The organism is Kitasatospora sp. NPDC051705 (assembly GCF_044453265.1).
In the GTDB taxonomy this organism is placed as follows: Bacteria; Actinomycetota; Actinomycetes; order Streptomycetales; family Streptomycetaceae; genus Kitasatospora.
The window spans coordinates 48,734-73,549 of the sequence record NZ_JBITCO010000025.1 but is presented as its reverse complement, the minus strand read 5'-3'; the positions used below and the strand labels follow the sequence as shown (position 1 = coordinate 73,549).

At 71.6% G+C, this 24,816-nt stretch carries 23 protein-coding genes; 10 read left to right on the top strand and 13 right to left on the bottom strand.

The window, feature by feature from the left end:
- Nucleotides 1-2: 2 nt before the first annotated feature.
- The 4 genes from ACIA8Q_RS26530 to ACIA8Q_RS26515 are packed head-to-tail and all read right to left on the bottom strand — an operon-like array spanning nucleotide 3 to nucleotide 3,897.
- On the bottom strand, nucleotides 3-320 hold the full coding sequence (locus tag ACIA8Q_RS26530; RefSeq protein ID WP_360222682.1) for a bifunctional 3-phenylpropionate/cinnamic acid dioxygenase ferredoxin subunit: 318 nt from the start codon (nucleotides 318-320) through the stop codon (nucleotides 3-5).
- 5 nt (nucleotides 321-325) lie between these two features.
- Nucleotides 326-1,573, bottom strand: a complete 1,248-nt coding sequence (gene sufD, locus ACIA8Q_RS26525; RefSeq protein ID WP_360222679.1) for a Fe-S cluster assembly protein SufD — start codon at nucleotides 1,571-1,573, stop codon at nucleotides 326-328.
- 56 nt (nucleotides 1,574-1,629) lie between these two features.
- A complete protein-coding gene (sufB, locus tag ACIA8Q_RS26520) occupies nucleotides 1,630-3,045 on the bottom strand; it encodes a Fe-S cluster assembly protein SufB (protein WP_360222676.1) in 1,416 nt (471 codons plus the stop codon).
- Between the two features lie 9 nt (nucleotides 3,046-3,054).
- Nucleotides 3,055-3,897, bottom strand: coding sequence for a helix-turn-helix domain-containing protein (locus ACIA8Q_RS26515; RefSeq protein WP_360222700.1), 843 nt, complete (start codon nucleotides 3,895-3,897; stop codon nucleotides 3,055-3,057).
- 164 nt (nucleotides 3,898-4,061) lie between these two features.
- On the opposite strand from ACIA8Q_RS26515, the gene ACIA8Q_RS26510 reads away from it, so the two are divergent.
- A complete protein-coding gene (locus tag ACIA8Q_RS26510) occupies nucleotides 4,062-4,988 on the top strand; it encodes an ABC transporter ATP-binding protein (protein ID WP_360222673.1) in 927 nt (308 codons plus the stop codon).
- A gap of 77 nt (nucleotides 4,989-5,065) precedes the next feature.
- Nucleotides 5,066-5,785 (top strand): ABC transporter permease, encoded by a 720-nt coding sequence (locus ACIA8Q_RS26505; protein ID WP_360222697.1) that lies wholly within the window; start codon nucleotides 5,066-5,068, stop codon nucleotides 5,783-5,785.
- 149 nt (nucleotides 5,786-5,934) lie between these two features.
- Here the strand turns inward: ACIA8Q_RS26505 and ACIA8Q_RS26500 are convergent, their stop codons facing one another.
- Nucleotides 5,935-6,666 (bottom strand): LAETG motif-containing sortase-dependent surface protein, encoded by a 732-nt coding sequence (locus tag ACIA8Q_RS26500; protein ID WP_360222670.1) that lies wholly within the window; start codon nucleotides 6,664-6,666, stop codon nucleotides 5,935-5,937.
- Nucleotides 6,667-7,009: 343 nt separating this feature from the next.
- Nucleotides 7,010-8,404 (bottom strand): choice-of-anchor A family protein, encoded by a 1,395-nt coding sequence (locus ACIA8Q_RS26495; RefSeq protein WP_360222667.1) that lies wholly within the window; start codon nucleotides 8,402-8,404, stop codon nucleotides 7,010-7,012.
- A gap of 300 nt (nucleotides 8,405-8,704) precedes the next feature.
- On the opposite strand from ACIA8Q_RS26495, the gene ACIA8Q_RS26490 reads away from it, so the two are divergent.
- Both ACIA8Q_RS26490 and ACIA8Q_RS26485 read left to right on the top strand, forming a co-directional pair.
- Entirely contained in the window at nucleotides 8,705-9,655 is a 951-nt protein-coding gene (locus ACIA8Q_RS26490) for a COX15/CtaA family protein (RefSeq protein WP_360222694.1), read from the top strand.
- A 151-nt stretch (nucleotides 9,656-9,806) separates the two neighbouring features.
- The gene (locus ACIA8Q_RS26485; RefSeq protein WP_396317764.1) at nucleotides 9,807-10,757 is read left to right on the top strand and encodes a radical SAM protein; all 951 of its coding nucleotides are present in this window, start codon (nucleotides 9,807-9,809) and stop codon (nucleotides 10,755-10,757) included.
- 216 nt (nucleotides 10,758-10,973) lie between these two features.
- Here the strand turns inward: ACIA8Q_RS26485 and ACIA8Q_RS26480 are convergent, their stop codons facing one another.
- Nucleotides 10,974-11,312, bottom strand: a complete 339-nt coding sequence (locus ACIA8Q_RS26480; protein ID WP_360216062.1) for a hypothetical protein — start codon at nucleotides 11,310-11,312, stop codon at nucleotides 10,974-10,976.
- Between the two features lie 72 nt (nucleotides 11,313-11,384).
- On the opposite strand from ACIA8Q_RS26480, the gene ACIA8Q_RS26475 reads away from it, so the two are divergent.
- Nucleotides 11,385-12,026: a DUF2461 domain-containing protein gene (locus ACIA8Q_RS26475; protein ID WP_360216059.1), complete on the top strand. Its 642-nt coding sequence runs from the start codon at nucleotides 11,385-11,387 to the stop codon at nucleotides 12,024-12,026.
- Nucleotides 12,027-12,146: 120 nt separating this feature from the next.
- Here ACIA8Q_RS26475 and ACIA8Q_RS26470 read toward each other — a convergent pair whose 3' ends face one another.
- Entirely contained in the window at nucleotides 12,147-13,094 is a 948-nt protein-coding gene (locus ACIA8Q_RS26470; protein WP_360216056.1) for a heme o synthase, read from the bottom strand.
- A 463-nt stretch (nucleotides 13,095-13,557) separates the two neighbouring features.
- Here ACIA8Q_RS26470 and tkt point away from each other — a divergent pair, with 463 nt between their 5' ends.
- The 5 genes from tkt (at nucleotide 13,558) to pgl (ending at nucleotide 20,523) form a co-directional block, all read left to right on the top strand.
- The gene (gene tkt, locus ACIA8Q_RS26465) at nucleotides 13,558-15,657 is read left to right on the top strand and encodes a transketolase (protein ID WP_396317763.1); all 2,100 of its coding nucleotides are present in this window, start codon (nucleotides 13,558-13,560) and stop codon (nucleotides 15,655-15,657) included.
- Between the two features lie 91 nt (nucleotides 15,658-15,748).
- Complete coding sequence (gene tal, locus ACIA8Q_RS26460; RefSeq protein ID WP_360216050.1) at nucleotides 15,749-16,891, top strand: transaldolase; 1,143 nt, start codon at nucleotides 15,749-15,751, stop codon at nucleotides 16,889-16,891.
- Nucleotides 16,892-16,955: 64 nt separating this feature from the next.
- Nucleotides 16,956-18,512 (top strand): glucose-6-phosphate dehydrogenase, encoded by a 1,557-nt coding sequence (zwf, locus tag ACIA8Q_RS26455; protein WP_360216071.1) that lies wholly within the window; start codon nucleotides 16,956-16,958, stop codon nucleotides 18,510-18,512.
- A complete protein-coding gene (gene opcA / locus ACIA8Q_RS26450) occupies nucleotides 18,509-19,738 on the top strand; it encodes a glucose-6-phosphate dehydrogenase assembly protein OpcA (protein WP_360216047.1) in 1,230 nt (409 codons plus the stop codon). Before zwf ends, opcA begins: the two co-directional genes overlap by 4 nt.
- Complete coding sequence (gene pgl, locus ACIA8Q_RS26445) at nucleotides 19,735-20,523, top strand: 6-phosphogluconolactonase (RefSeq protein WP_360216044.1); 789 nt, start codon at nucleotides 19,735-19,737, stop codon at nucleotides 20,521-20,523. Before opcA ends, pgl begins: the two co-directional genes overlap by 4 nt.
- Nucleotides 20,524-20,639: 116 nt before the next feature.
- Here pgl and ACIA8Q_RS26440 read toward each other — a convergent pair whose 3' ends face one another.
- The 5 genes from ACIA8Q_RS26440 to gap all read right to left on the bottom strand — a co-directional run bounded on the left by ACIA8Q_RS26440 (nucleotide 20,640) and on the right by gap (nucleotide 24,606).
- Nucleotides 20,640-20,927: an RNA polymerase-binding protein RbpA gene (locus ACIA8Q_RS26440; RefSeq protein ID WP_030308030.1), complete on the bottom strand. Its 288-nt coding sequence runs from the start codon at nucleotides 20,925-20,927 to the stop codon at nucleotides 20,640-20,642.
- A gap of 206 nt (nucleotides 20,928-21,133) precedes the next feature.
- Complete coding sequence (secG, locus tag ACIA8Q_RS26435; RefSeq protein WP_360216041.1) at nucleotides 21,134-21,370, bottom strand: preprotein translocase subunit SecG; 237 nt, start codon at nucleotides 21,368-21,370, stop codon at nucleotides 21,134-21,136.
- A gap of 87 nt (nucleotides 21,371-21,457) precedes the next feature.
- Nucleotides 21,458-22,243 carry a triose-phosphate isomerase gene (gene tpiA / locus ACIA8Q_RS26430; RefSeq protein WP_360216038.1) on the bottom strand — a complete coding sequence of 262 codons (786 nt, stop codon included), beginning with the start codon at nucleotides 22,241-22,243 and terminating at the stop codon, nucleotides 21,458-21,460.
- A gap of 4 nt (nucleotides 22,244-22,247) precedes the next feature.
- Nucleotides 22,248-23,450: a phosphoglycerate kinase gene (locus ACIA8Q_RS26425; RefSeq protein WP_360216035.1), complete on the bottom strand. Its 1,203-nt coding sequence runs from the start codon at nucleotides 23,448-23,450 to the stop codon at nucleotides 22,248-22,250.
- 151 nt (nucleotides 23,451-23,601) lie between these two features.
- Nucleotides 23,602-24,606 carry a type I glyceraldehyde-3-phosphate dehydrogenase gene (gap, locus tag ACIA8Q_RS26420; RefSeq protein WP_360216032.1) on the bottom strand — a complete coding sequence of 335 codons (1,005 nt, stop codon included), beginning with the start codon at nucleotides 24,604-24,606 and terminating at the stop codon, nucleotides 23,602-23,604.
- Nucleotides 24,607-24,816 lie beyond the last annotated feature (210 nt).

Below are 24,816 nucleotides of genomic sequence, written 5' to 3'. Positions count from 1 at the left end.
ACTCAGGACTCCTGGTTGACGGAGACGAGCACATCGTCCCCTTCGATCTTTACGGGGTAGACAGCGACCGGCTTGGTGGCGGGCAGGCCGGAGGGCTTGCCGGTGCGCAGGTCGAAGCTGGAGCCGTGCAGCCAGCACTCGATCATGCAGTCCTCGACCTCACCCTCGGCGAGCGAGACGTTCGCGTGCGAGCAGGTGTCGTTGATCGCGAACACCCCCTCGTCGGTGCGGACGATGGACACCGGCACGCCGTTGAGGTCCACGCGCTTGGGCACGTCCTCCTGGAGGTCGTTCAGCGCGCAGGCACGGAGAAACGTCATGGGTGTCAGACCGCCGATTCCAGCTCGGACTCGATCTTCTCCATGAGCTGCTCCTGCACCTCGGCGACGCCGATCTGCTGGAGCAGCTCGGCGAAGAAGCCGCGCACCACCAGGCGGCGGGCCTCGTCGGCCGGGATGCCGCGGGCCTGCAGGTAGAAGAGCTGCTCGTCGTCGAAGCGGCCGGTCGCCGAGGCGTGGCCGGCGCCGACGATCTCGCCGGTCTCGATCTCCAGGTTCGGGATCGAGTCGACCCGGGCGCCGTCGGTGAGCACCAGGTTCCGGTTGAGCTCGTAGGTGTCGGTGCCGAGCGCGGCGGCACGGATCAGCACGTCGCCGACCCAGACGGCGTGCGCGTCCTGGCCCTGCAGCGCGCCCTTGTAGGCCACGTTCGACCGGCAGTGCGGCGTGTCGTGGTCGATCACCAGGCGGTGCTCCAGGTGCTGGCCGGCGTCGGCGAAGTAGAGGCCGAACAGCTCGGCCTCGCCGCCGGGGGCCGCGTAGTTGACCCGCGGGTGGAGGCGGACGAGGTCCCCGCCGAAGGTCACCACGACGGACTTGTACGAGGCGTCCCGGCCGACCAGCGCGTTGTGCTGGGCGACGTGGACGGCGTCGCGGTCCCAGTCCTGGACCGAGACGAAGGTGAGCTTGGCGCCGTCGCCGACCAGCAGCTCGACGTTGGCGGCCCGGGTGCCGGTGCCGGCGTGGTTGATCACCACGACGGCCTCGGCGAACGGCTTGACGTCGATCACCACGTGGGCGAAGCGGACGCCGCCCTCGCCGCGGACGTCGATCTTGACCGGCTCGGTGAGCACCGCGTCCTTGGGGACGGTGACCACGAGCGCCTGCTCGAACCCGCTGAACGCCTGCGCGGCGACCCGGTCGACCGGGGTGCCGGCCTTGCCCAGGCGGGCGTCGTCGCGCCCGACGGTCTCGGCGGTGACGCCGTCCGGGAGCACGAACTCGACCTTGTCGCTGCCCTGCTCGGCCTGGGCCGCGGTGCCGTCGTGCAGCCCGCCGAGGCGGTGCAGCGGGGTGAACCGCCAGTCCTCCTCGCGGCCGGTGGGCACCGGGAAGTCGTTGACGTCGAAGGACGGCTTGACCGCGACGCGCGCGTCGATCGGCTGCTTGACCGTGCTGCGGCCGGTGCCCGGGCCGGCGAGCTGCGCGCCGGCGCCGGCGGTGCCGACCTCGATCGAGCCGGCGGTGGTGGAGCCGGGGGTGTTCGCGGGGACATTCAGGGGCGTGTCAGCCATGGCTGTTCGTCGTGCTCTCTTCCTCGAAAAGTCGGTGGGGCGGTCTGCGGCGGACGTCAGCCGACCGCACCCTCCATCTGCAGCTCGATCAGCCGGTTGAGCTCCAGCGCGTACTCCATCGGCAGCTCGCGCGCGATCGGCTCGACGAAGCCGCGCACGATCATGGCCATCGCCTCGGTCTCGGTGAGGCCGCGGCTCATCAGGTAGAACAGCTGGTCCTCGCTGACCTTGGAGACCGTCGCCTCGTGGCCCATGGACACGTCGTCCTCGCGGACGTCCACGTACGGGTAGGTGTCCGAGCGGGAGACGGTGTCGACGAGCAGCGCGTCGCACAGCACGTTGGACTTGGCGCCGTGCGAGCCCTCGCCGATCTCGATCAGGCCGCGGTAGGAGGTCCGGCCGCCGCCGCGCGCCACCGACTTGGAGACGATGTGCGAGGAGGTGTTCGGCGCCATGTGCACCATCTTGGCGCCGGCGTCCTGGTGCTGGCCCTCGCCCGCGAAGGCGATCGACAGGGTCTCGCCCTTGGCGTGCTCGCCCATCAGGTAGACGGCCGGGTACTTCATGGTGACCTTGGAGCCGATGTTGCCGTCGATCCACTCCATGGTCGCGCCCTCGTACGCCACGGCGCGCTTGGTGACCAGGTTGTAGACGTTGTTCGACCAGTTCTGGATCGTCGTGTAGCGGCAGCGGCCGCCCTTCTTGACGATGATCTCCACGACCGCGGAGTGCAGCGAGTCGGAGGAGTAGATCGGCGCGGTGCAGCCCTCGACGTAGTGGACGTAGGCGTCCTCGTCGACGATGATCAGCGTCCGCTCGAACTGGCCCATGTTCTCGGTGTTGATCCGGAAGTAGGCCTGCAGCGGGATGTCGACCCGCACGCCCTTCGGCACGTAGATGAACGAGCCGCCGGACCACACCGCGGTGTTCAGCGCGGCGAACTTGTTGTCGCCGGCCGGGATGACGGTGCCGAAGTACTCGTGGAACAGCTCCGGGTGCTCGCGCAGCGCGGTGTCGGTGTCCAGGAAGATGACGCCCTGCTCCTCCAGGTCCTCACGGATCTGGTGGTAGACGACCTCGGACTCGTACTGGGCGGCGACACCGGCGACGAGGCGCTGCTTCTCGGCCTCCGGGATGCCCAGCTTGTCGTAGGTGGCCTTGATGTCGGCGGGCAGGTCCTCCCAGGACTCGGCCTGCTTCTCGGTGGAGCGGACGAAGTACTTGATGTTGTCGAAGTCGATGCCGGTGAGGTCGGAGCCCCAGGTCGGCATGGGCTTCTTGCCGAAGAGCTTCAGGCCCTTGAGGCGCAGGTTGAGCATCCACTCGGACTCGTTCTTCTTCGCCGAGATGTCGCGGACGACGTCCTCGCTGAGCCCGCGCTTGGCCGCGGCACCGGCGGTGTCCGGGTCGGCCCAGCCGTACTCGTAATTGCCGAGGCCTTCGAGCTCGGGGTGCGAAACGGTGTCAGTCATGCGAGCTTCCTAACGCGCGGACGCTGAATCTTCGGTGGACGTACCGGCAGTCGGCGCTGCATCGGAGCCGTGGCCCGCGGAACGCTGGGCGGGCGACGATGCGGCACCGGGTGCCGGCACATAGGTGGTGCAGACCCCGTCGCCGTGGGCGATGGTGGCCAGCCGTTGCACATGGGTGCCCAGGAGCTGGGAGAAGACCTCGGTCTCCGCCTCGCAGAGCTGCGGGAACTGCTCGGCGATGTGCGCGACCGGGCAGTGGTGCTGGCAGAGCTGGGTGCCCGCCGGGGCCTTCGCCACGGCCGACGGGACCCGCCGCACCGTGGCAGCGTACCCGTCGGCGCTCAGGGCCTGGGCGAGGGCCTCGGCCCGCTCCCCGGCCCCGGCGCTCCGCACGGCCTCCAGGTACCTCTCGCCCTGCTTGCCGAACCGGGCCCGGGCGAAGGCGGCGACCGCCTCCTCGCCGGCGGTGCCGCCGCCGACCGAGTCGGAGATCCAGCGCAGGGCGTCGGCGGCCAGCTGGTCGTACGCCTGGTAGAAGGCGTCCCGGCCGCCGTCGGTGAGGGCGAAGACCTTGGCCGGACGGCCCCGGCCGCGGCTGCCGTAGACCCGCTGTTCGCGGGACTCGACCAGGCCGGCGGCGGCGAGCCCGTCCAGGTGACGGCGGACGGCGGCGGCGGTGAGGCCGAGGCGGCTCGCCAGGTCGGCGGCCGAGGAGGGGCCGTGGTCCAGGATCGACCGGGCGACCCGGTCGCGGGTGGCCCGGTGGCCGTCCAGCAGCACCTCGGCGGCCGTCACGGGCACGTCACAGCCGGGGGCCGACTCGGCCTCCTGCTGGGTGGCGTGCTCGCGCATGTTTTTCACAACACCAGTGTTGCGTAATTACTTCCGACAGGACAAGCCGTGATCCAGGCCTCACCCGTGTCATCTGTCACGCAGGTAAGCCTTACCTGACCTGGGAAAACGATCACCGAGGGCGGCGTGGGGGCCGGGCGTTCGGCCCTCTTACACTCGCCGGTATGCATTCCGAACCCGCGGTCCAGATCGCCGGGCTGGTCAAGCGCTACGGTGACAAGGCCGCGGTGGACGGCCTCGACCTCACCATCGCGGCCGGCGCGATCACCGCCGTCCTCGGCCCCAACGGCGCCGGCAAGACCACCACCATCGAGACCTGCGAGGGCTACCGCCGGCCCGACGCCGGCACCGTCCGCGTCCTCGGCCTCGACCCGGTCGCCCAGAACGCCGCCCTGCGCCCGCGGATCGGCGTCATGCTGCAGTCCGGCGGCGTGTACGCGGGCGCGCGCGCCGTCGAGATGCTGCGGCACACCGCCAGGCTGCACGCCCACCCGCTGGACGTCGACGCGCTGGTCGAACGGCTCGGCCTGGGCTCCTGCGGCCGCACCACCTACCGCCGGCTGTCCGGCGGCCAGCAGCAGCGGCTCGCGCTGGCCATGGCCGTGGTCGGCCGCCCCGAACTGGTCTTCCTCGACGAGCCCACCGCCGGCCTCGACCCGCAGGCCCGGCACGCCACCTGGGAGCTGGTCCGCGACCTGCGCCGGGACGGCGTCACCGTGGTCGTCACCACCCACCACATGGACGAGGCCGAGCAGCTCGCCGACCAGGTGGCCGTCGTCGACCGCGGCCGGGTGATCGCCACCGGCAGCCCCGACGAACTGTGCCGCGGCGGCTCCGAGAACGCGCTCTGCTTCGACGGCCCGCCCGGGCTCGACCTCGGCCCGCTGCTCAAGGAGCTGCCCGAGGGCGCCACCGCCGTCGAGACCGGCCCCGGCGCCTACCGCGTCGAGGCGGCCGTCGACCCCCAGCTGCTGGCCACCGTCACCGGCTGGTGCGCGGCCTCCGGCATCCTGCCCGAGCGGCTGTCCGTGCGGCGCCGCAGCCTCGAAGACGTCTTCCTCGACCTGACCGGACGGGACCTCCGCTCGTGAGCACGACCGACGTGACCGGCGCCCGCGCGGCCGCCACCGACTACTCCCCCGCGCCCGGTCCGGCCCCGGTCGGCCGGATGCTGCTCGCCCAGACCGCCTTCGAGACCAGGATGCTGCTGCGCAACGGTGAGCAGCTGCTGCTCACCGTGGTCATCCCGACCGTGCTGCTGGTGCTGTTCTCGGCCGTGGACATCGTCGCGGTGGAGGGCCCCGGCGAGCGGGTCGACTTCCTGGCCCCCGGCCTGCTGGCGCTCGCCGTGATGTCCACGGCCTTCACCGGCCAGGCCATCGCCACCGGGTTCGAGCGCCGCTACGGCGTGCTGAAGCGGCTCGGCGCCAGCCCGCTGCCGCGCTGGGCGCTGCTGACCGCGAAGACCGGTTGCGTGCTGGTCACCGAGGCGCTGCAGGTCGCGCTGCTGTCGGTGATCGCGCTGGCGCTCGGCTGGTCCCCGCAGGGCGACCCGCTGAGCGTCGCCGCGCTGCTGGTCCTCGGCACCGCCGCCTTCTCCGGGCTCGGGCTGCTGATGGCCGGCACGCTGAAGGCCGAGGCCACCCTGGCCGCCGCGAACCTGGTGTTCGTCCTGCTGCTGCTGGCCGGCGGGGTGGTCGTGCCGCTGAGCCGGTTCCCGGACGCCGTGCGGTCGGTGCTGGAGCTGCTGCCGATCTCCGCGCTCTCGGACGGCCTGCGCTCGGTGCTGCAGCACGGGGCCGGGGTGCCGTGGTCGGACCTCGGGCTGCTGGCCGGCTGGTCGGTGCTCGGACTGGCCGCCGCCGCCCGGTTCTTCCGCTGGGAGTAGGGCCCGCTTCTCCGGCGGGGAGCAGGGTCCGCCCGCCTCCCCCGCGACGACACGCGACCGCCCCCCTGCCAGGCTGGCCGGGGGGCGGTCCGCTGTCCGCCGTCCGCCGTCAGCGGTGAGCCGTCAGCAGTGAGCGGTTCGCGAGGGCGTCAGCCCTGGCTGCCGTTGCGGCGCTTGCGGGCCAGCAGGACGAGCGCGCCGCCGACCAGCAGCACGCCGCCGCCGGCCGCCGCGATCATCGGGGTGGCGTCGCTGCTACCGGTCTGCGCGAGCACCGGGCCGTTGGTGGTGGGCACCGGGACGGGGGCCGCGGTGGTGGTCCGGCTCGGGGTCGGCGTGGCCGACGGGCTCGGGGTGGCCGACGGGCTGCTGCTCGGGGTGGTGGGCGGCACGGTAGGCGTCGGGGTCGGCGTGGGGGTCACCGTCGGCGTCGGGGTCGGCGTCGGGGTGGTGGTCTTGGTGGGCGTGGGCGTCGGCGTGGGAGTCGGCGTCGGCGTCGGCGTCGGCGTGTGGCACGGCTCGATCGTCTTGGTCTCGTCGAGGTTCCAACCCTTCTCGTTGGGCGTCTCCGTGGTCTTCACCACGAGGGTCGCCTTGATCGGGGCGGAGTGGTCCTTCACCGGGAAGGTGCCGTGGAACTCCTTGGGGAACGTCTTGTCCAGCACCTTCTCGCCGTCGATGGTGAGGCTGACGGTGTTCGTCACGCCGGCCTTGTCGCTGTAGTTGATCAGGTCGACCACGACCTTGTCGCAGGTCACCTTCCAAGTCGGCACGTGGGCCGAGGCGTTGCCGGCCAGAGCCAGGGGCAGGAGAAAACCGGCCGTCGCCGTACCGGCGAGTGCCGCCGCCCCGATCCCGATGTGCCGCCGCTGTCGCGCCATTACGCTGTTCCCCTCCGAACGGTCTTGTGCAGCAGGCGTGTTGAGTGGATCGCGGTGGCCCGCTACGACTGTCCGGGGGACTCTACCGGCACTTCCGCACCTCACCACACCCCGCCGCACGACCGGATTTCGTCTGTCGGTCCGATCCCTGATGTGCATGACCAGCCCATCACAGCCGCCACCTCGCAGAACGCGGAATCGGCGGACTTGAATGAACTTCGTCACCTCCAGACAGAACGGCGCCCGCGGTGATCGGGTTCAGTCACCGCGGGCGCCGGGCCGGGACCGCTCCGGAATCCCCGCGGGCGGGGATTCCGGGGCCCTGGTGCCGGTCGACGAACGGTCAGGCCTTCCGGGCCGCCCGCCGCCGGGTGGCGACGACGATCCCGCCGCCGGCCGCGAGCACCAGCGCACCGCCGATCGCCAGCGGAAGGACCGGGCCGGAGCCGGTGTGCGCGAGGTTGCCGCCCGCGTCGGTCCGCGGGGACGGGCTGCCCGACGCGGAGGCCTGGACGGCCGGCGCACCCGCCGTACCCGTGGCCGACGGGGCGGCCGGGCTGCCGCTCGCACCGGGCTTGCCGCCCGCCGGGGCGGACGACGTGGCCGAGGGGCTCGCCGAGCCGCCGGGGGCGGTCGGGGTGCCCGACGCGCCGGGGGTGGCGCTCGCGCTCGGCGCGGTGGTCGCCGACGGCGACCCGCTCGGCACCACCGGCGGCACGGTGGGCGTGGCGGTCGGCGTCGGGAGGACGGCCGGCAGGCAGCCGGTGAAGGGGTAGTGGTGCGTCTCCGCGCCCGCCGTGCCGGTCAGCGAGGCGACGATGACCGACCCGTTGACCGGGGCCCCGCCGGACGGCTTCCCCCCGTTGACCCCGGGGGTGTTCAGGGAGAGCGCGGCGTTCGGCGCCAGGACGGTACCGGCCCAGGCGGTGTCGCCCTTCTTGGTCACCTTGGTCGCGGTGGGGAAGTTCCAGAGCAGCTTGGCCCGGATCGCGCCGCCGGCCGCGCTCTGGCTCTTGTCGTCCAGGACGAAGGCCGACTTGCCCTCGTCCCAGAGGAAGAACCCGCTCGTCCCGGCGGCCGCCATGTCGTAGGAGCCACCGGTCACGTTGACGACGGCCACCGAGCCGACGGGCACCTTGACGTAGACCTCCTTGGCGCCCTGCAGCTTCGCGGCGTCGACGGTGAAGGCGTTGTACGCGGCGTCGGCGCCGGTGAGGGTGAGCTTGACGCCCTCGGCCCGCACGGTGGCACCGGCGGTCTGCGGGGCGGCGGCCAGCGCGGTCGAGGCGGCGCGCAGCTTGGCGAACTCGGCCTTGAAGTCGATCGGCGAGGCGCCCTGGGTGATAGCGCCCTGGTGCGCCTGGACGACGGCGCCCTCGGCCTTGGCACCGTAGACGCCGTTGCCCTTCATGACCTGGGTGTTGTGGCCGGTGATCCGGCCGGCGACGACCAGCGCGTTCTTGCCGGGCAGGGCGTCCACCTCGGCGGCGGAGAGCTCCTGACCGACCGAGAAGCCGCCGGTGAAGTCGGCGTTGCCGCCGACGGCGACGGCGCCCTCGGCGTCGGGGGTGTGGGTGTCGTCGCCCTCGACGAACTCGCCGTAGAGGTTGGCGACGCCGAGGCTGCGGCACTCCTGGGCGGGGGCGGGGCCGGCGGCGTGGGCGGCCGGGGCGGCGAGACCGGCCAGGGCGAGCGAACCGCCGACCGCGAGCGCGGCGGCGGACGTGGGTATGCGCATGTGCAGAATCTCCGCTTGCGTGCGGGCGTCGATGGGAGAGGCCCGAAATGGTATGGACCAAAGCCGCACTCTCTCGACCCCGACCGCAATTGGTCAAGACCATTGCACGCCGTGACCGGAATACACCTTCTGTCCCGCGTGTCTCGGTCTGCGTGTCGCCGGCCCCGCCCGACACGGCACCCCACCGACGCCGCGCGCCGCCCCCGCCCCGCCCCAAGATCGCCTGTAAGGCCGCCTACGATTGACCCCGTGCCTAACCCCTTCTCCCTGCTCGCCGACCGCTGGCAGCCCTCCGCCGCGATGGTCCGGCGCGCCGCGTTCGCCGCGCTGGTGATGAGCGTGGTGATCGTCGTCACCGGCGGCGCCGTCCGCCTCACCGCCTCCGGCCTCGGCTGTACCACCTGGCCCCGCTGCACCGACGAGAGCCTGACGCCGACCGCCGAGATGGGCTTCCACGGCGTCGTCGAGTTCACCAACCGGATGCTCACCTACGTGCTGAGCGCCGCGGTCGGCTGGGCCATCCTGGCCGCCCGCTGCCTCCCCTGGCCTTCGGCCGGGGGGACCTCCAAGCCCTGGCGGAGCAGCCTGACCAGGCTCGGCTGGGCGCAGTTCTGGCTGGTGATGAGCAACGCGGTGCTCGGCGGCATCACCGTGCTGACGGGCCTGAACCCGTACACGGTGGCGCTGCACATGATCGCCGCGATGGCGCTGGTCTGGGTCGCACTGCTGATGTGGGAGCGGAGCAAGGAGGGCGACGGCCCGGCGAAGCTGTCGGTCGCCCGCCCGATCCACCGGCTGTCCTACGTCCTGGTGGCGGTCGTCGGCCTGCTGGTCGCCGCCGGCACCCTGGTCACCGGCGCCGGCCACCACCCGGGCACGCCGAAGGACAACAAGATCGTCCCGCGGATCCCGATCGACTACGACAGGCTGGCCCAGTTCCACGCCGACTTCGCCTTCGTGTCGGTGGGCCTGACCATCGCGCTGATCTTCGTCCTCGCCGCCGTCAAGGCCCCGCCCGCGGCCAAGGCCCGCACGAAGGAACTGCTGGCGGTACTGCTGCTCCAGGGTGTGCTGGGCTTCGTCCAGTACTTCACCGACGCCCCCGAGCTCATGGTCGGCCTCCACATGCTCGGCGCGAGCCTCACCTGGATCGCCGCCCTGAGGATCCCCCTCGCCCTGCGCGTGCGGGAGGCCGAGGAGACCGCGGCCGCCACCCCGGCCCCGCGGACCCCCGAGACCGCCACCGCCTGAGCAGAAGCAGGACCCACGCCGAAGGCCCCCATCCGAGCGGGATGGGGGCCTTCGCCGTCATCACAGCAGCCGTCGGCCGTCATGGGTACGGATCATCTCCGCCGCGTCGTCCCGAAGCGCATCCAGGACCCGGACGGCATAGACCTCGGCCATGCTCCAGCCGACCAGCTTCTGCAACCTCGACTGCACCTATTGCTACCTGCCGCACCGTGACCGGCGGAACCACATGACCGTCGAGGTCGCGAGCGCCGTGGCCGACTCGCTCGCCGAGTTCGCCGGCCGCGACCCGGACCGGCCCCTGGACGTCGTCTGGCATGCCGGTGAGCCGCTGACTCTGGGCGTGCGCCGCTTCGCCGAGCTGCTCGCCCCGTTCGAGCCGTTGCGACGGGCCGGCCTGGTGCATCACTACGTACAGACCAACGCCACGCTGGTCACCGACGCCTGGTGCGACTTCCTCACCGCACACCGGTTCCGCGTGGGCGTCAGCATCGACGGCCCGGCCACCCACAACGCCCAACGCATCGACCGCAGGGGCAAGGCTGCCTTCGACCGCATCGTGAAAGGCATCGCCCGACTGCGTGCGGCAGGCATCGCCTTCTCGGTGATCGCCGTGGTCACGACGGACAGCATCGGCCACCCCGAGGAACTCCTCGAATTCCTCGCCGGGCTCGGATGTCACAGCATCGGCATCAACATCGAGGAGGCCGAGGGGATCATCACCAGGACGGCCGACGGATCGGCCTGCACGTCGACAACTGGGACAAGCTGCCGTACCGCGAGAAGCTCCGGGGCCGGCGACGACTCTGCCTCAACCTCGGCCCGGGCACCCGGTACATCCTGCTCGGCGATGTCGACATCCAGGCCATCTGTCGCACCGTCCACGACGACCACGAACGTCAGTACCCGCACACCGACGATCTTCGAAGCTACGTCGCCCGCCACGAGCCGCTGCGATGTTTCCGCATCCGCCTCGCACCGGGCGAGGGCTACATCGCCCCGACCGAGCTCATGCCACACGACGGCTCCACCGAGGACCAGCCGGAGCCGTCCACCGCGGCGTTCTGGCTCGGCCGATGGCCCCGAGGAGTCCTGCCGAGCCTGATCTGAGCGATGCCGGAGCACCGGTCCGGCCGGGCGTGGCGGGCGGTGTCCGGCCAGGCCCGGGCACCGCGCGCGGCGGGCCCGGGGCCCCCCGGGGGGGGGGCGGGGCGCGGCGGGGGGGGGGGGGGGGGGGGCCCCCCCCGCCCGGGCCCCCGGGGGGGGCGCCCCGGGCCCCCGGGGGGGGGGCCCGGGCCCGCCGGTGTCGTGGGGGCGGGGCTCAGCCGCCGAGCTGGATGCCGGCCATCCGCTTCCACTCGTAGGAGCCGGTCTTCACCCTGAGGCCCAGCTCGCCCTCGAAGGAGTCGTGCAGGGTCAGGCCCGCGATCTCGACGGCCCGGCGGCCGACGGCGTAGCTGGGGGCGACCTGGTCGCCCCAGGCGCCGTCCGCGCCGACCACGGCGATCCGGGTGGCCACGGCGCCGACGTACTCGACGACCGCGTCGGCGCTGCCGCCGTGCTGCCGGGCGAAGCTGGTCAGGTTCTTGGCGATGCGCTTGGCGCGGCGCTCGGTGCGGGCGTCCGGCGCGGCGGCGGTGGCGGTCTCTGCGCTGCTCATGCCCGCATGCTACCCACCGGTAGTGGCGCTGGCGACGGGAGCGGCCTGTGCACCGGGCCACATACTGGAGGGGTGACGTTCCAAGGCTGGCCCGCCGAGGCGCTCGAGTTCTACGAGCACCTGGAGGCCGACAACTCGAAGACCTACTGGCAGGCCCACAAGGACCGGTACGAGGACGCCGTGCGGGCCCCGATGGAGCTGCTGCTCGCCGACCTGGAGCCCGAGTTCGGGCCCGCGAAGATCTTCCGCCCCAACCGGGACGTCCGGTTCAGCGCCGACAAGTCCCCGTACAAGACGCACATCGGCGCGCACCTGGAGGCCGGCGGCTACGTCCAGCTCTCCGCCGACGGCCTCGCCTGCGGCAACGGGATGTACCAGCTCGCCTCCGACCAGCTGGAGCGCTACCGCGCCGCCGTCGCCGAGGACGTGAGCGGCGCCGACCTGGAGCGGGTGATCGCCGCGGTGGAGAAGGACGGCCCGCAGGTGTTCGGCCGGGACAGCCTCAAGTCCGCCCCGCGCGGCTACCCCAAGGACCACCCGAGGATCGAGCTGCTGCGCCACAAGGGCCTGGTGGCCTGGCAGGAGTGGGAGCCGGCGAAGTGGCTGGGCACCCGCTCCGCCTACACCCGGATCACCGCCTTCCTGCGCGCCTCCCAGCCGCTGAAGGACTGGCTGGACGAGCGCGTCGGCCCCTCCGGGCTGCCCGCCCGCTGAAACGCGAGAGCCACCGAAACGCGAGAGCCCCCCGAACGTGCGAGCCGCCGAAACGCGAGAGCCCCCCGAACGCCGAGGAGCCCCGGTCCACCGGACCGGGGCTCCTCCGCGCTGCGCGCGCTACTTCACGAACGGGTCGATCGCGCAGACCACGAACAGCAGCGACAGGTAGGTGATCGACCAGTGGAACAGCCGCATCTCCTTGAGCTTGGCACCCACCACCCCGGCCTTGGCCCGGGCGTACAGGGCGTGCGCCTCGCGCAGCCACGCCGCGCCCAGCACGACCGCCGCCACCGGGTACAGCCAGCTCATGTGCCCGAGCGGCCACAGGGCCAGCGAGACGGCCACCATCACCCAGGAGTAGGCGACGACCTGCTTGCCGACGGCCACGTTCCCCTTGACCACCGGCAGCATCGGCACGCCGGCCCGCAGGTAGTCGTCGCGCACCTTCATCGACAGCACCCAGGTGTGCGGCGGCGTCCAGAAGAACACCACCAGGAACAGCACGACCGCCGCCCAGGACACCGAGTTGGTGACGGAGGACCAGCCGACCAGCACCGGCATGCAGCCGGCGATGCCGCCCCAGACGATGTTCTGCGAGGTGCGCCGCTTCAGCCCGAGCGTGTAGACGAAGACGTAGAACAGCAGGGCGCCCAGCGCCAGGCCGGACGAGAGCCAGTTGACGCCGAAGCCCAGCAGCAGGGTCGACACGACGGCGAGGACGACGCCGAACACCAGCGCCTCGCGCGGCGACACCATGCCGGTGACGATCGGACGGCGCTCGGTGCGCGACATCACCGCGTCGATGTCACGGTCGATGTACATGTTGAGGGCGTTGGCGCCGCCCGCCGAGAGGTAGCCGCCGACCACGACCTTGAGCACCAGCAGCATGTTCGGGACGCCCTGCTGGGCCAGGAACATCACCGGCACGGTGCTCATCAGCAGCAGCTCGATGATCCGGGGCTTGGTCAGTGCGACGAACGCGCCGACACGGGCCCCGATCGGCCGGTGCGCAGGCGTCGCCCCGGTGACCCCGGCGGGACGGGTTTCGACGGCGGTCACTAACACCCCAACTGAAGATGAATCCTCGCAGGCGTCCACAGGAACGAAGGGTCCCGAAATCGTCCGCTCTGCGCGTACCACGACACCATAGACGTTCCATATCTCCCCACCGGCTCCGGGGTCCCCCGGCGAGGCCGAACGCACACCCCCGGGTGAACCGACTGGGTGAACCGACGAACCCGCTCCGGCGCGCCCGCGATCCCCCGTCCTGACCACCTGGGCGGCAGTGGCCGACAAACCAGGAGACCCTTGGACATAAGAAGGCAGAACGCCCTGGTGGGAATCACCATACGGAATTCCCGGTTGTCTCAGCACGGAGGGTGAGCCCCGGCCCGGGCGGTAGGCTCGCACGCAGAAGCGGGATCTACCCTCCGTGACCGGCACCACCCAGTGTCGAGACCACAGCGCCGTGGCCGACCCGGTCCCCATTCACGGGGTCACTCTTCAATGGAAGGAGCCCTGAGACAGGGTGAGCACGACGCCGACGAACGCATTCGAGTGGTCCGAGCTGGATGAGCGCACGGTTGACACCGCGCGGGTCCTGGCCATGGACGCCGTCCAGAAGGTCGGCAACGGACACCCCGGGACGGCCATGTCGCTGGCCCCGGCCGCGTACCTGATCTTCCAGCGGTTCCTGCGCCACGACCCGACCGACCCGTCCTGGGTCGGCCGCGACCGGTTCGTCCTCTCCCCCGGGCACACCAGCCTGACCCTCTACACCCAGCTCTACCTGTCCGGCTACGGCCTGGAGCTGGACGACCTCAAGGCCTTCCGCGTCGCGGGCAGCCGCACTCCGGGGCACCCGGAGCACGGCCACACCGCGGGTGTGGAGACCACCACCGGCCCGCTCGGCCAGGGCATCGCGAACGCGGTGGGCATGGCGATGGCCGCCCGCTACGAGCGCGGCCTGTTCGACCCGGACGCCGCCGCCGGCGAGAGCCCCTTCGACCACACGATCTGGGCCATCGTCTCCGACGGCGACCTGGAGGAGGGCATCTCCGCCGAGGCCTCCTCGCTGGCCGGCCACCAGAAGCTGGGCAACCTGGTCGCCCTGTACGACGACAACCACATCTCGATCGAGGGCGACACCGAGACCGCCTTCTCCGAGGACGTCCTCAAGCGCTACGAGGCGTACGGCTGGCACGTCCAGCGGGTCGTCCCGAAGGCCAACGGCGACATCGACGTCGCCGCCCTGGCCGAGGCGCTGGACGCCGCGAAGGCCGAGACCTCCCGCCCGTCGATGATCGCTATGCGCACGATCATCGCCTGGCCGGCCCCGGACGCCCAGAACACCGCCAAGGCCCACGGCTCCGCGCTCGGCGCCGCCGAGATCGCCGCCACCAAGAAGGTCCTGGGCTTCGACCCGGAGAAGACCTTCGAGGTCGCCGACAAGGTGATCGAGCACGCCCGCCTGGTCATCAAGCGCGGCAAGGCCGCCCGCGACCAGTGGCAGCAGTCCTTCGAGGCGTGGCGCGCCGCCAACCCGCACCGCGCCGCCGAGTTCGACCGCATCCAGGCCGGCGAACTGCCCGAGGGCTGGAAGAAGACCGTCCCGTCCTTCCCCGCCGGCAAGGAGGTCGCCACCCGCAAGGCCTCCGGCGAGACCCTCAAGGCGATCGGCGCGGTGATCCCGGAGCTGTGGGGCGGCTCGGCCGACCTCGCGGAGTCCAACCTCACCACCATCGACGAGGAGAGCTCGTTCCTGCCCGAGGGCAACTCGCTGAAGAGCGCGAGCCCGTACGGCCGGACGATCCACTTCGGCATCCGCGAGCACGCCATGGGCTCCACCATGAACGGCATCGCGCTGCACGGGAAGACCCGCGTGTACGGCGGCACCTTCCTGGTCTTCGCCGACTACATGCGCCCGGCCGTGCGCCTGGCCGCGCTGATGAAGCTGCCGGTCACCTACGTCTGGACGCACGACTCGATCGGCCTGGGCGAGGACGGCCCGACCCACCAGCCGGTCGAGCACCTGGCCTCGCTGCGCGCCATCCCGGGCCTGGCCATGGTCCGCCCGGCCGACGCCAACGAGACCGCCGTCGCCTGGCGCACCGTGATCGAGCGGCAGACCAGCCACCCCGGCCCGGTCGGCCTGGCGCTCACCCGCCAGAACGTCCCGACCTTCGACCGCGAGGTCTTCGGCTCCGCCGAGGGCACCGCGAAGGGCGCGTACGTCCTGGCCGAGGCGTCCACCGGCGACCCGCAGGTGATCCTGCTGGGCACCGGTTCGGAGGTCCAGCTGGCGGTCAACGCCCGCGAGGTGCTGGAGGCCGAGGGCATCGCCACCCGGGTCGTCTCGGTCCCGTCGTTCGAGTGGTTCCAGGAGCAGGACCAGGCCTACCGCGACAGCGTGCTGCCGCCGTCGGTCAAGGCCCGCGTGTCGGTCGAGGCCGGCATCGCCCAGGGCTGGCGCGAGCTGGTCGGCGACCACGGCCGGATCGTCTCGCTGGAGCACTTCGGCGCCTCCGCCGACTACAAGGTGCTGTTCGAGGAGTTCGGCCTGACCGCCGAGCGCGTGGTGGCCGAGGCGCACAACGCCCTGCGCTCCCTCGAGGCCGTCAACCGCTGACGCGTTCCGGGCCGGGCCCGAGACCCGCACGTCGAAGGCCCGGCCCCTCTGACTACCCCACGAAGCAGAAGAAGACGAAGGACTGAGCACCATGACTGACGCACTGAAGCGCCTCAGCGACGAAGGCGTGGCGATCTGGCTGGACGACCTCAGCCGCAAGCGGCTGAACTCCGGCAACCTGGCCGAGCTGGTGCAGAACAAGCACGTGGTGGGTGTCACCACCAACCCGACCATCTTCCAGAAGGCGATCGGCGGCAGCGGCGACGACTCGTACGACGGCCAGCTGCGCGACCTCGCCGTCCGCAAGGTCACCACCGACGAGGCGATCCGCATGATCACCACCTCGGACGTGCGCGACGCCGCCGACGTGCTGCGCCCGGTCTACGACGCCTCCAACGGCCGCGACGGCCGGGTGTCCATCGAGGTCGACCCGCGGCTGGCCCACGAGACCGCGGCCACCGTGGCCGAGGCCAAGCAGCTGTGGTGGCTGGTGGACCGCCCGAACGTGTTCATCAAGATCCCCGCCACCAAGGCCGGTCTGCCCGCGATCGCCGAGGTGATCGGCAAGGGCATCAGCGTCAACGTCACGCTGATCTTCTCGCTGGAGCGCTACAAGGCCGTCATCGACGCCTACCTGACCGGCCTGGAGGCCGCCAAGGCCAAGGGCCTGGACCTCTCCCAGATCGAGTCGGTCGCCTCCTTCTTCGTGTCCCGCGTGGACACCGAGATCGACAAGCGCCTGGACAAGATCGGCGGCGACGCCCGGGACCTGCGCTCCAAGGCCGCCCTGGCCAACGCCCGCCTCGCCTACCAGGCGTACGAGGAGGTCTTCGGCTCGGTCGACGGCAAGACCGCCGGCAGCGCCCGCTGGAAGGCCCTGGAGGCCGCCGGCGCCAAGGCCCAGCGCCCGCTGTGGGCCTCCACCGGCGTCAAGGACCCGGCGCTGCCGGACACCCTGTACGTCACCGAGCTGGTCGCCCCCGGCACCGTCAACACGATGCCCGAGGCCACCCTGGACGCCACCGCGGACCACGGCGTGGTCACCGGCGGCACCATCGTCCCCAACTACGCCGACGCCAAGGCCGTCATGGACGCCATCGCCGCCGCCGGCGTGGACTACGACGACGTGGTCCAGGTGCTGGAGGACGAGGGCGTGGAGAAGTTCGAGCAGTCCTGGAACGAGCTGCTCGACACCGTCACCGCCTCGCTCGCCTCCTTCGCCGACGAGAAGTGACCTTTCGCTCACACAGCCAGCGCACGAAAGCGGAGCCCATCAAGTGAGCACTGATTTCCCCGAGTTGACGTCGGAGTCGGACGCGGACGATCTCCCGCCGGCGCCCGTCAACCCGCTTCGTGACCCGGCAGACCGACGGCTCCCGCGCATCGCGGGGCCGTCGGGCCTGGTCATCTTCGGAGTCACCGGCGACCTCTCCCGCAAGAAGCTCATGCCGGCCATCTACGACCTGGCCAACCGCGGCCTGCTGCCGCCGGGCTTCTCGCTCGTCGGCTTCGCCCGCCGCGAGTGGGAGGACGAGGACTTCGCCAAGGAGGTCCACGACGCGGTCCGGGACCACGCCCGCACCCCGTTCCGGGAGGAGGTCTGGCAGCAGCTCGCCAAGGGCATGCGCTTCGTCCAGGGCACCTTCGACGACGACGACGCCTTCGACAAGCTCCGCGCCACCATCGAGGAGCTGGACAAGGCCCAGGGCACCGGCGGCAACTTCGCCTTCTACCTGTCCGTCCCGCCGAAGTTCTTCCCGACCGTCGTCCAGCAGCTGAAGAAGCACGGTCTGGCCGACCCCCCGCAGGGCTCCTGGCGGCGCGCCGTCATCGAGAAGCCCTTCGGTCACGACCTGGAGAGCGCCCAGGAGCTCAACAAGGTCGTCCACGAGGTCTTCCCCCGGGACGAGGTCTTCCGGATCGACCACTACCTGGGCAAGGAGACGGTCCAGAACATCCTGGCGCTGCGCTTCGCCAACCAGATGTTCGAGCCGATCTGGAACCGGTCCTACGTCGACCACGTGCAGATCACCATGGCCGAGGACATCGGCATCGGCGGCCGGGCCGGCTACTACGACGGCATCGGCTCCGCCCGCGACGTCATCCAGAACCACCTGCTGCAGCTGATGGCGCTCACCGCCATCGAGGAGCCGGCGTCCTTCCACCCGAAGGCGCTGGTGGCGGAGAAGCTCAAGGTGCTCAGCGCCGTCAAGCTCCCCGCCGACCTCGGCCGGCACACCGTGCGCGGCCAGTACGCGTCCGGCTGGCAGGGCGGCGAGGAGGTGGTCGGCTACCTGGACGAGGACGGCATCAACCCGGACTCCAAGACCGACACCTACGCGGCCATCAAGCTGGAGATCAACAACCGCCGCTGGGCGGGCGTCCCGTTCTACCTGCGCACCGGCAAGCGGCTGGGCCGCCGGGTCACCGAGATCGCGGTGGTCTTCCAGCGCGCCCCGTACCTGCCGTTCGACTCCTACGCGACCGAGGAGCTGGGGCAGAACGCCCTGGTCATCCGGGTCCAGCCGGACGAGGGCGTGACGGTGCGGTTCGGCTCCAAGGTGCCGGGCACCTCCTTCGAGGTCCGGGACGTCACGATGGACTTCGCCTACGGCGAGTCCTTCACCGAGTCCAGCCCGGAGGCGTACGAGCGGCTCATCCTCGACGTGCTGCTCGGCGACGCCAACCTGTTCCCGCGCCACCAGGAGGTCGAGCTCTCCTGGCAGATCCTCGACCCGATCGAGAGGTACTGGGACACCCACGGCAAGCCCGCCCAGTACGCGGCGGGGACCTGGGGCCCCGTCGAGGCGGACGAGATGCTCGCACGAGACGGCAGGAGCTGGCGCCGGCCATGAAGATCGACCTCACCAACACGACGTCGAGCAAGATCAACGCCGCGCTGATGGAGGCGCGCCGGGCCAGTGGCTCCACCGCCGCCGGCATGGTGCTCACCCTGGTGATCGTGACCGACGAGGGCAGCGCCTACGACGCCCTCAAGGCCGCCAACGACGCCTCCCGCGAGCACCCCTCGCGCACCCTCGCGGTGATCAAGCGCGCCGGTCGCTCGCCGCGGGCCCGCGCCGAGACCCGGCTGGACGCCGAGATCCTGGTCGGCTCCGACGCCGGCTCCGGAGAAACGGTCATCCTGCGCATGCACGGCGAACTCGCCGCGCACGCCCAGTCGGTGGTCCTGCCGCTGCTGCTGCCGGACGCCCCGGTCGTGGTCTGGTGGCCGGACAACGCGCCGCTGCACCCCGCGCAGGACCCGCTCGGCTCGATCGCCCAGCGCCGGATCACCGACGCGGTCACCGCCGAGTCCCCGGTCGGCCAGCTCGCCCAGCGGGCCCAGAGCTACACCCCGGGCGACACCGACCTGGCCTGGACCCGGATCACCGGCTGGCGCTCCATGCTGGCCGCCGCGCTGGACCAGCGCCCGTCCCAGCTCACCTCCGCGGTGGTCGAGGGCGAGTCCTACAACCCCAGCGTCGAGCTGCTCGGCCTCTGGCTGCACAACCGGCTGCACGTGCCGGTCGAGCGGGTCGTCACCGGCGGCCCGGGCATCACCGCGGTGCACCTGCGTACCAAGGACGGCGACATCACCCTGGACCGCCCGGACGGCCTGATGGGCACGCTCTCCATGCCCGGCTCCCCGGACCGCCAGGTGGCGCTCAAGCGCCGCGAGACCGCGGAGCTGATCGCCGAGGAGCTGCGCCGGCTCGACCCGGACGACATCTACGCGACGGCCGTGCGCACGCCCGTCGACCGGCTGCGCGAGCCGGACGGCGCGGAGACCGCGGCGGCCGAGCGGGCCGCCCGGGCCCAGGTCGCGGACGCCGTGGTGGCCGAACCGGCCCGGGTGACGGTCAAGGTCCCCACCGAGGCCCTCGCCGAGGCCGCGGGCGAGGCCGCGACCGCGCACAAGGAGCCGAAGGCCGCCGGGACGTCCACGGCGGGCAAGGCCGTACCGGGCAAGGCCGGCGCCGGCAAGGCCGTGACGGGCAAGGCGGCGACCGGCAAGGCCGCGGCGAAGAAGGCCCCGGCCAAGAAGCCCGCCAAGCGCGCCCCCAAGGGGAGCGCATGACCAACGCCACCCCGCAGCTGGTCGTCCACCGGGACAAGGAGCTGATGGCCCAGGCGGCCGCGGCCCGCCTGATCACCCGGATCGTGGACGCCCAGGCCGCCCGCGGCAGCGCCTCGGTGGTGCTCACCGGCGGCCGCAACGGGAACGCCCTGCTGGCCGCGATCGCCGCCTCCCCGGCGCGCGACGCGGTCGACTGGGCGCGGCTGGACCTCTGGTGGGGCGACGAGCGGTTCGTCCCCGCCGCGGACCCGGACCGCAACGCCGTCCAGGCGCGGGCCGAGCTGCTGGACGCCGTCCCGCTCGACCCGGCGCGGGTGCACGAGATGCCCGCCTCGGACGGCGTGGACGGCTCGGACGTGGAGACCGCCGCGGCCCGCTACGCGGAGGAGCTGGCGAAGGCGGCCGGCCCGGGCGACCGGCTCCGCGTCCCGGCCTTCGACGTGCTGCTGCTCGGCGTCGGCCCGGACACCCACGTCGCCTCGCTCTTCCCCGGTCACCCGGGCGTGCGGGAGACGGAGCTGACCGTGGTCGGCGTGCGCGGGGCCCCCAAGCCCCCGCCCACCCGGGTCTCGCTCACCCTGCCGGCGATCCGGGCCGCCCGCGAGGTCTGGCTGCTGGCGGCCGGCGAGGACAAGGCGGGCGCGGTCGCGCTGGCCCTGTCCGGCCCCGGCGAGCTGCAGGCCCCGGCCTCCGGCGCCTACGGCCGCAGCCGCACCCTGTGGCTGCTGGACCGCGCCGCGGCGGAGCGGATCCCGCCCCAGCTGTACCCGCCGGCCTCCGCCTAGGCCCTGTCCGGCGGACGGGGGCCGGCAGCGGCCGCCGACGCGAAAGGGGCGCCACCGTCGATGACGGTGGCGCCCCTTCTCAGCACTCGGCCCGCGGCCCGCGGGTCGGTCCGACCTCAGATCTCGCCGCGCAGCTTGGCCAGCGCCTCGGCGAGGATCGCCTCGCCGTCGGCGTCGGTGCGCCGCTCGCGGACGTACGCGAGGTGGGTCTTGTAGGGCTCGTTGCGCGAGGGCGCGGGCGGGTTGTGCTCGTCCTGCCCGGCCGGGAAACCGCAGCGCGGGCAGTCCCAGGTGTCCGGGATGACGGCCTCGGCGGCGAAGCTCGGACGGGTCTCGTGCTTGTTAGCGCACCAGAAGGAGATCCGGTTGCGGGGGGCGGACTCGCCGCGCTCCGCCTCGCCCATCGGGCCGGCTCCGACCCTGCTGCCACGGATGGCGTTGCCACTTGCCACGGTCTGACTCCCTGCGTGCTGGTGCGCCGACCCGCCGCGGTGCGCGTCGGTGGCGAAAGTCGTCCTAGTGTAAGCAGGAGTTAAGCGTCCACCGCCATCGCCTCCGCCCCCCGACCGTCCCAGGATAGGCGCTCGGGCGACGGGGCGTCAGGGTTACGTCAGCTCTTGTACTTCAGCACCAGGCTCAGCACGATGATGCTGGCGAACCAGCCGACACCGACCACGATCGTGATGCGGTCCAGGTTGCGCTCCGCCACCGCCGAACCACCACCGGTGGACATGGCGCCGCCACCGAACATGTCCGACAGGCCGCCGCCCTTCCCCTTGTGCAGCAGCACCAGCAGGATCATCAGCAGACTGAAGATGATCAGGGCAATCGAGAACCCGAGAACCACGACGGGACCAACTCTCTCGTATCTTCGGCGAAGGGGCCGGGCCGCGTACGGCGGTCCGGCCCCAAAGCCTACGTTGCTGCAGCGGCGTTAGCCTACTGCCTGCTCACGGTAGCGCACGATCTTGACGAACTCGTCGGCGTCCAGGGAGGCGCCGCCGATCAGGCCGCCGTCGACGTCGGGCTTGGCCATCAGGCCGGCCGCGCTCGACGACTTCACCGAACCGCCGTACAGCACGCGGACCTTGCCGGCCAGCTCGGCGTCGTACAGCTCGGCCAGGCGCTGCCGGATGGCGGCGCAGACCTCCTGCGCGTCCTCCGGGGTGGCCACCTCGCCGGTGCCGATCGCCCAGACCGGCTCGTAGGCGACCACGACGGACTCGGCCTGGTGGGCCGGGACGTCGGCCAGGCCGCCGTCCAGCTGGGCCAGGGTGTACTCGACGTGGGTACCGGCCTTGCGGACGTCCAGCGGCTCGCCGATGCACAGGATCGGGGTGACCCCGGCCCGGTAGGCGGCCTTGACCTTGGCGTTGACGATCTCCTCGTCCTCGCCGTGGTACTGGCGGCGCTCCGAGTGGCCGATCACCGCGTAGGTGCACTTGAGCTTGGCCAGCATCGGGCCGGAGACCTCGCCGGTGTAGGCACCGGAGTCGTGCTGCGAGATGTCCTGCGAGCCGTACTTGATCTTCAGCTTGTCGCCGTCGACCAGGGTCTGCACCGACCGCAGGTCGGTGAACGGGACCAGGACCGCGACCTCGACGGCCTCGTAGTCCTTGTCGGCCAGCGCGAACGCCAGCTTCTGGGTGTGCTGGATGGCCTCGAGGTGGTTGAGGTTCATCTTCCAGTTGCCCGCCATCAGCGGGAGACGCTCAGTCATTGCTTCAGCCTTCCAGGGCGGCGAGACCGGGGAGGGTCTTGCCCTCCAGGTACTCGAGGCTCGCGCCACCGCCGGTCGAGATGTGTCCGAATGCGTTCTCGTCGAAGCCCAGGATGCGGACGGCCGCGGCGGAGTCGCCGCCGCCGACCACGGTGAACGCGTCGCTGTCCAGCAGGGCCTGCGCGACGGCCTTGGTGCCGTTCGCGTAGTCGGGGTGCTCGAAGACGCCCATCGGGCCGTTCCAGAACACCGTGCCGGCGTCGGCCAGCTTGGCCGCGTACAGCTCGCGGGTCGCCGGGCCGATGTCCAGGCCCTCCTGGTCGGCCGGGATGGCGTCCGAGGCGACGACGGTGGGGTTGGCCGGGGCCTTGGTCTTGAGGTCGGGGAACTCGGCGGAGACCAGGACGTCCACCGGCAGGACGAACTCGACGCCCCGCTTCTCCGCCTCGGCCAGGTACTCCAGGACGGTCGGGATCTGGTCCTTCTGCAGCAGGGAGATGCCGACCTCGTGGCCCTTGGCCGCGAGGAAGGTGTACGCCATGCCGCCGCCGATGAGGATCCGGTCGGCCTTCTTCAGCAGGTTGTCGATCACGCCGAGCTTGTCCGACACCTTGGCGCCGCCGAGTACGACCACGTACGGGCGGGCGACCTCGTCGGTGAGCTTCTTCAGCACGCCGACCTCGGTGGCGATCAGGTCGCCGGCGGCGTGCGGCAGCAGCGCCGGCAGGTCGAACACCGAGGCGTGCTTGCGGTGCACGGCGCCGAAGCCGTCGCCGACGTACAGGTCGGCCAGGGCGGCGAGCTGCTCGGCGAAGGCGCCGCGCTCGGCGTCGTCCTTGCTGGTCTCGCCGGCGTTGAAGCGCAGGTTCTCCAGCAGCACGACCCCGCCGTCGGCCAGCGCGGCCACGGCGGCGCTGGCGCTCTCGCCCACGGTGTCGGTGGCGAAGGCGACGTCCTTGCCGAGGATCTCGCCGAGGCGCACGGCCGCCGGCGCGAGCGAGTACTGCGGGTCCGGCTCACCCTTGGGGCGGCCGAGGTGGGAGGCGACGACGACCTTGGCACCGCGCTCGACGAGCTTGGCGATGGTCGGGGCGACCGCACGGATCCGACCGTCGTCGGTGATCGTGCTGCCGTCCAGCGGGACGTTCAGGTCGGCGCGGACGAACACGCGCTTGCCGGCGACGTCGAGGTCTTCGATGGTCTTCACGGGTTCTTCGGTCTCCTGGGGACATGGTTGGTGCGCAGAGGCGGCACGGCGCAGGGGCCGCCTGAGAAGTCCTTGTACGCATGACCAGGGCCCGGTCGGCATGGTGCGCCGCCCGGGCCCTGGCCCTCACCTCACGTCAGCTCCCACTGCGTCAGAGCTGCCCGCCGACGAGGGCGGTCAGGTTGACGAGGCGGTTCGAGTAGCCCCACTCGTTGTCGTACCAGCCGAGCACCTTGACCTGGTTGCCCTGGACCATGGTGAGCTGGGAGTCGAAGATGCAGGAGGCCGGGTCGTTGACGATGTCCGACGAGACGATCGGGTCCTCGGTGTAGGTCAGGATGCCCTTGAGCGGACCCTCCGCGGCCTTCTGGAAGGCGGCGTTGACCTCGTCCTTGGTGACCTCGCGCTCGAGGGTGACGACCAGGTCCGTGATGGAGCCGGTCGGGACCGGGACGCGCAGCGAGGTGCCGTCCAGCTTGCCCTTCAGCTCCGGCAGGACCAGGGCGGTCGCCTTGGCGGCGCCGGTCGAGGTCGGGATGATGTTCTGCGACGCGGCGCGGGCGCGGCGCAGGTCCTTGTGCGGGAAGTCCAGGGTGACCTGGTCGTTGGTGAACGCGTGCACCGTGGTCATCAGACCCTTGACGATGCCGAAGCTCTCGTTCAGCACCTTCGCCATCGGCGCCACGCAGTTGGTGGTGCAGGAGGCGTTGGAGATGATGTCGTGGTTGGCGGCGTCGTACTTGTCGTCGTTGACGCCCATCACGATGGTGACGTCCTCGTCGGTGGCGGGCGCCGAGATGATGACCTTCTTGGCACCGGCGGCGAGGTGCTTCTTCGCAGCCTCGGCCTTGGTGAAGATGCCGGTGGACTCGACGACGATGTCGGCGCCCAGGGCGGCCCACGGCAGGTTGGCCGGGTCACGCTCGGCGGACACCTTGAAGGTGTGGCCGTCGACGGTGATGCTGTCCTCGGTGTGCGAGACCTGGCCGGGGAAGGTGCCCAGCGTGGTGTCGTACTTGAGCAGGTGAGCCAGGGTCTTCGTGTCAGTCAGGTCGTTGACACCGACGATCTCGATGTCCGCGCCCTGGGCCTTGACCGCGCGGAAGAAGTTGCGGCCGATGCGGCCGAATCCGTTGATGCCTACCCGGATCGTCACGAACCGATCTCCTCGTTAGGTACGCCGGAGCTAAGCCGACGGGGGTGAGATTTGGGAAGTCCCCGACCGCCTATGACCCTACCCCTCCCGGGCCTTTCCGGGCACATCGCGCCACGTGCCAAGACGGGGCGTGGCGCGGCGTAAACCCGATTTCAGGCCGACCGTCCTTGCCCGCCCGGGCAGTTGGTCCCGGGCCAGTGGTCTCGACCA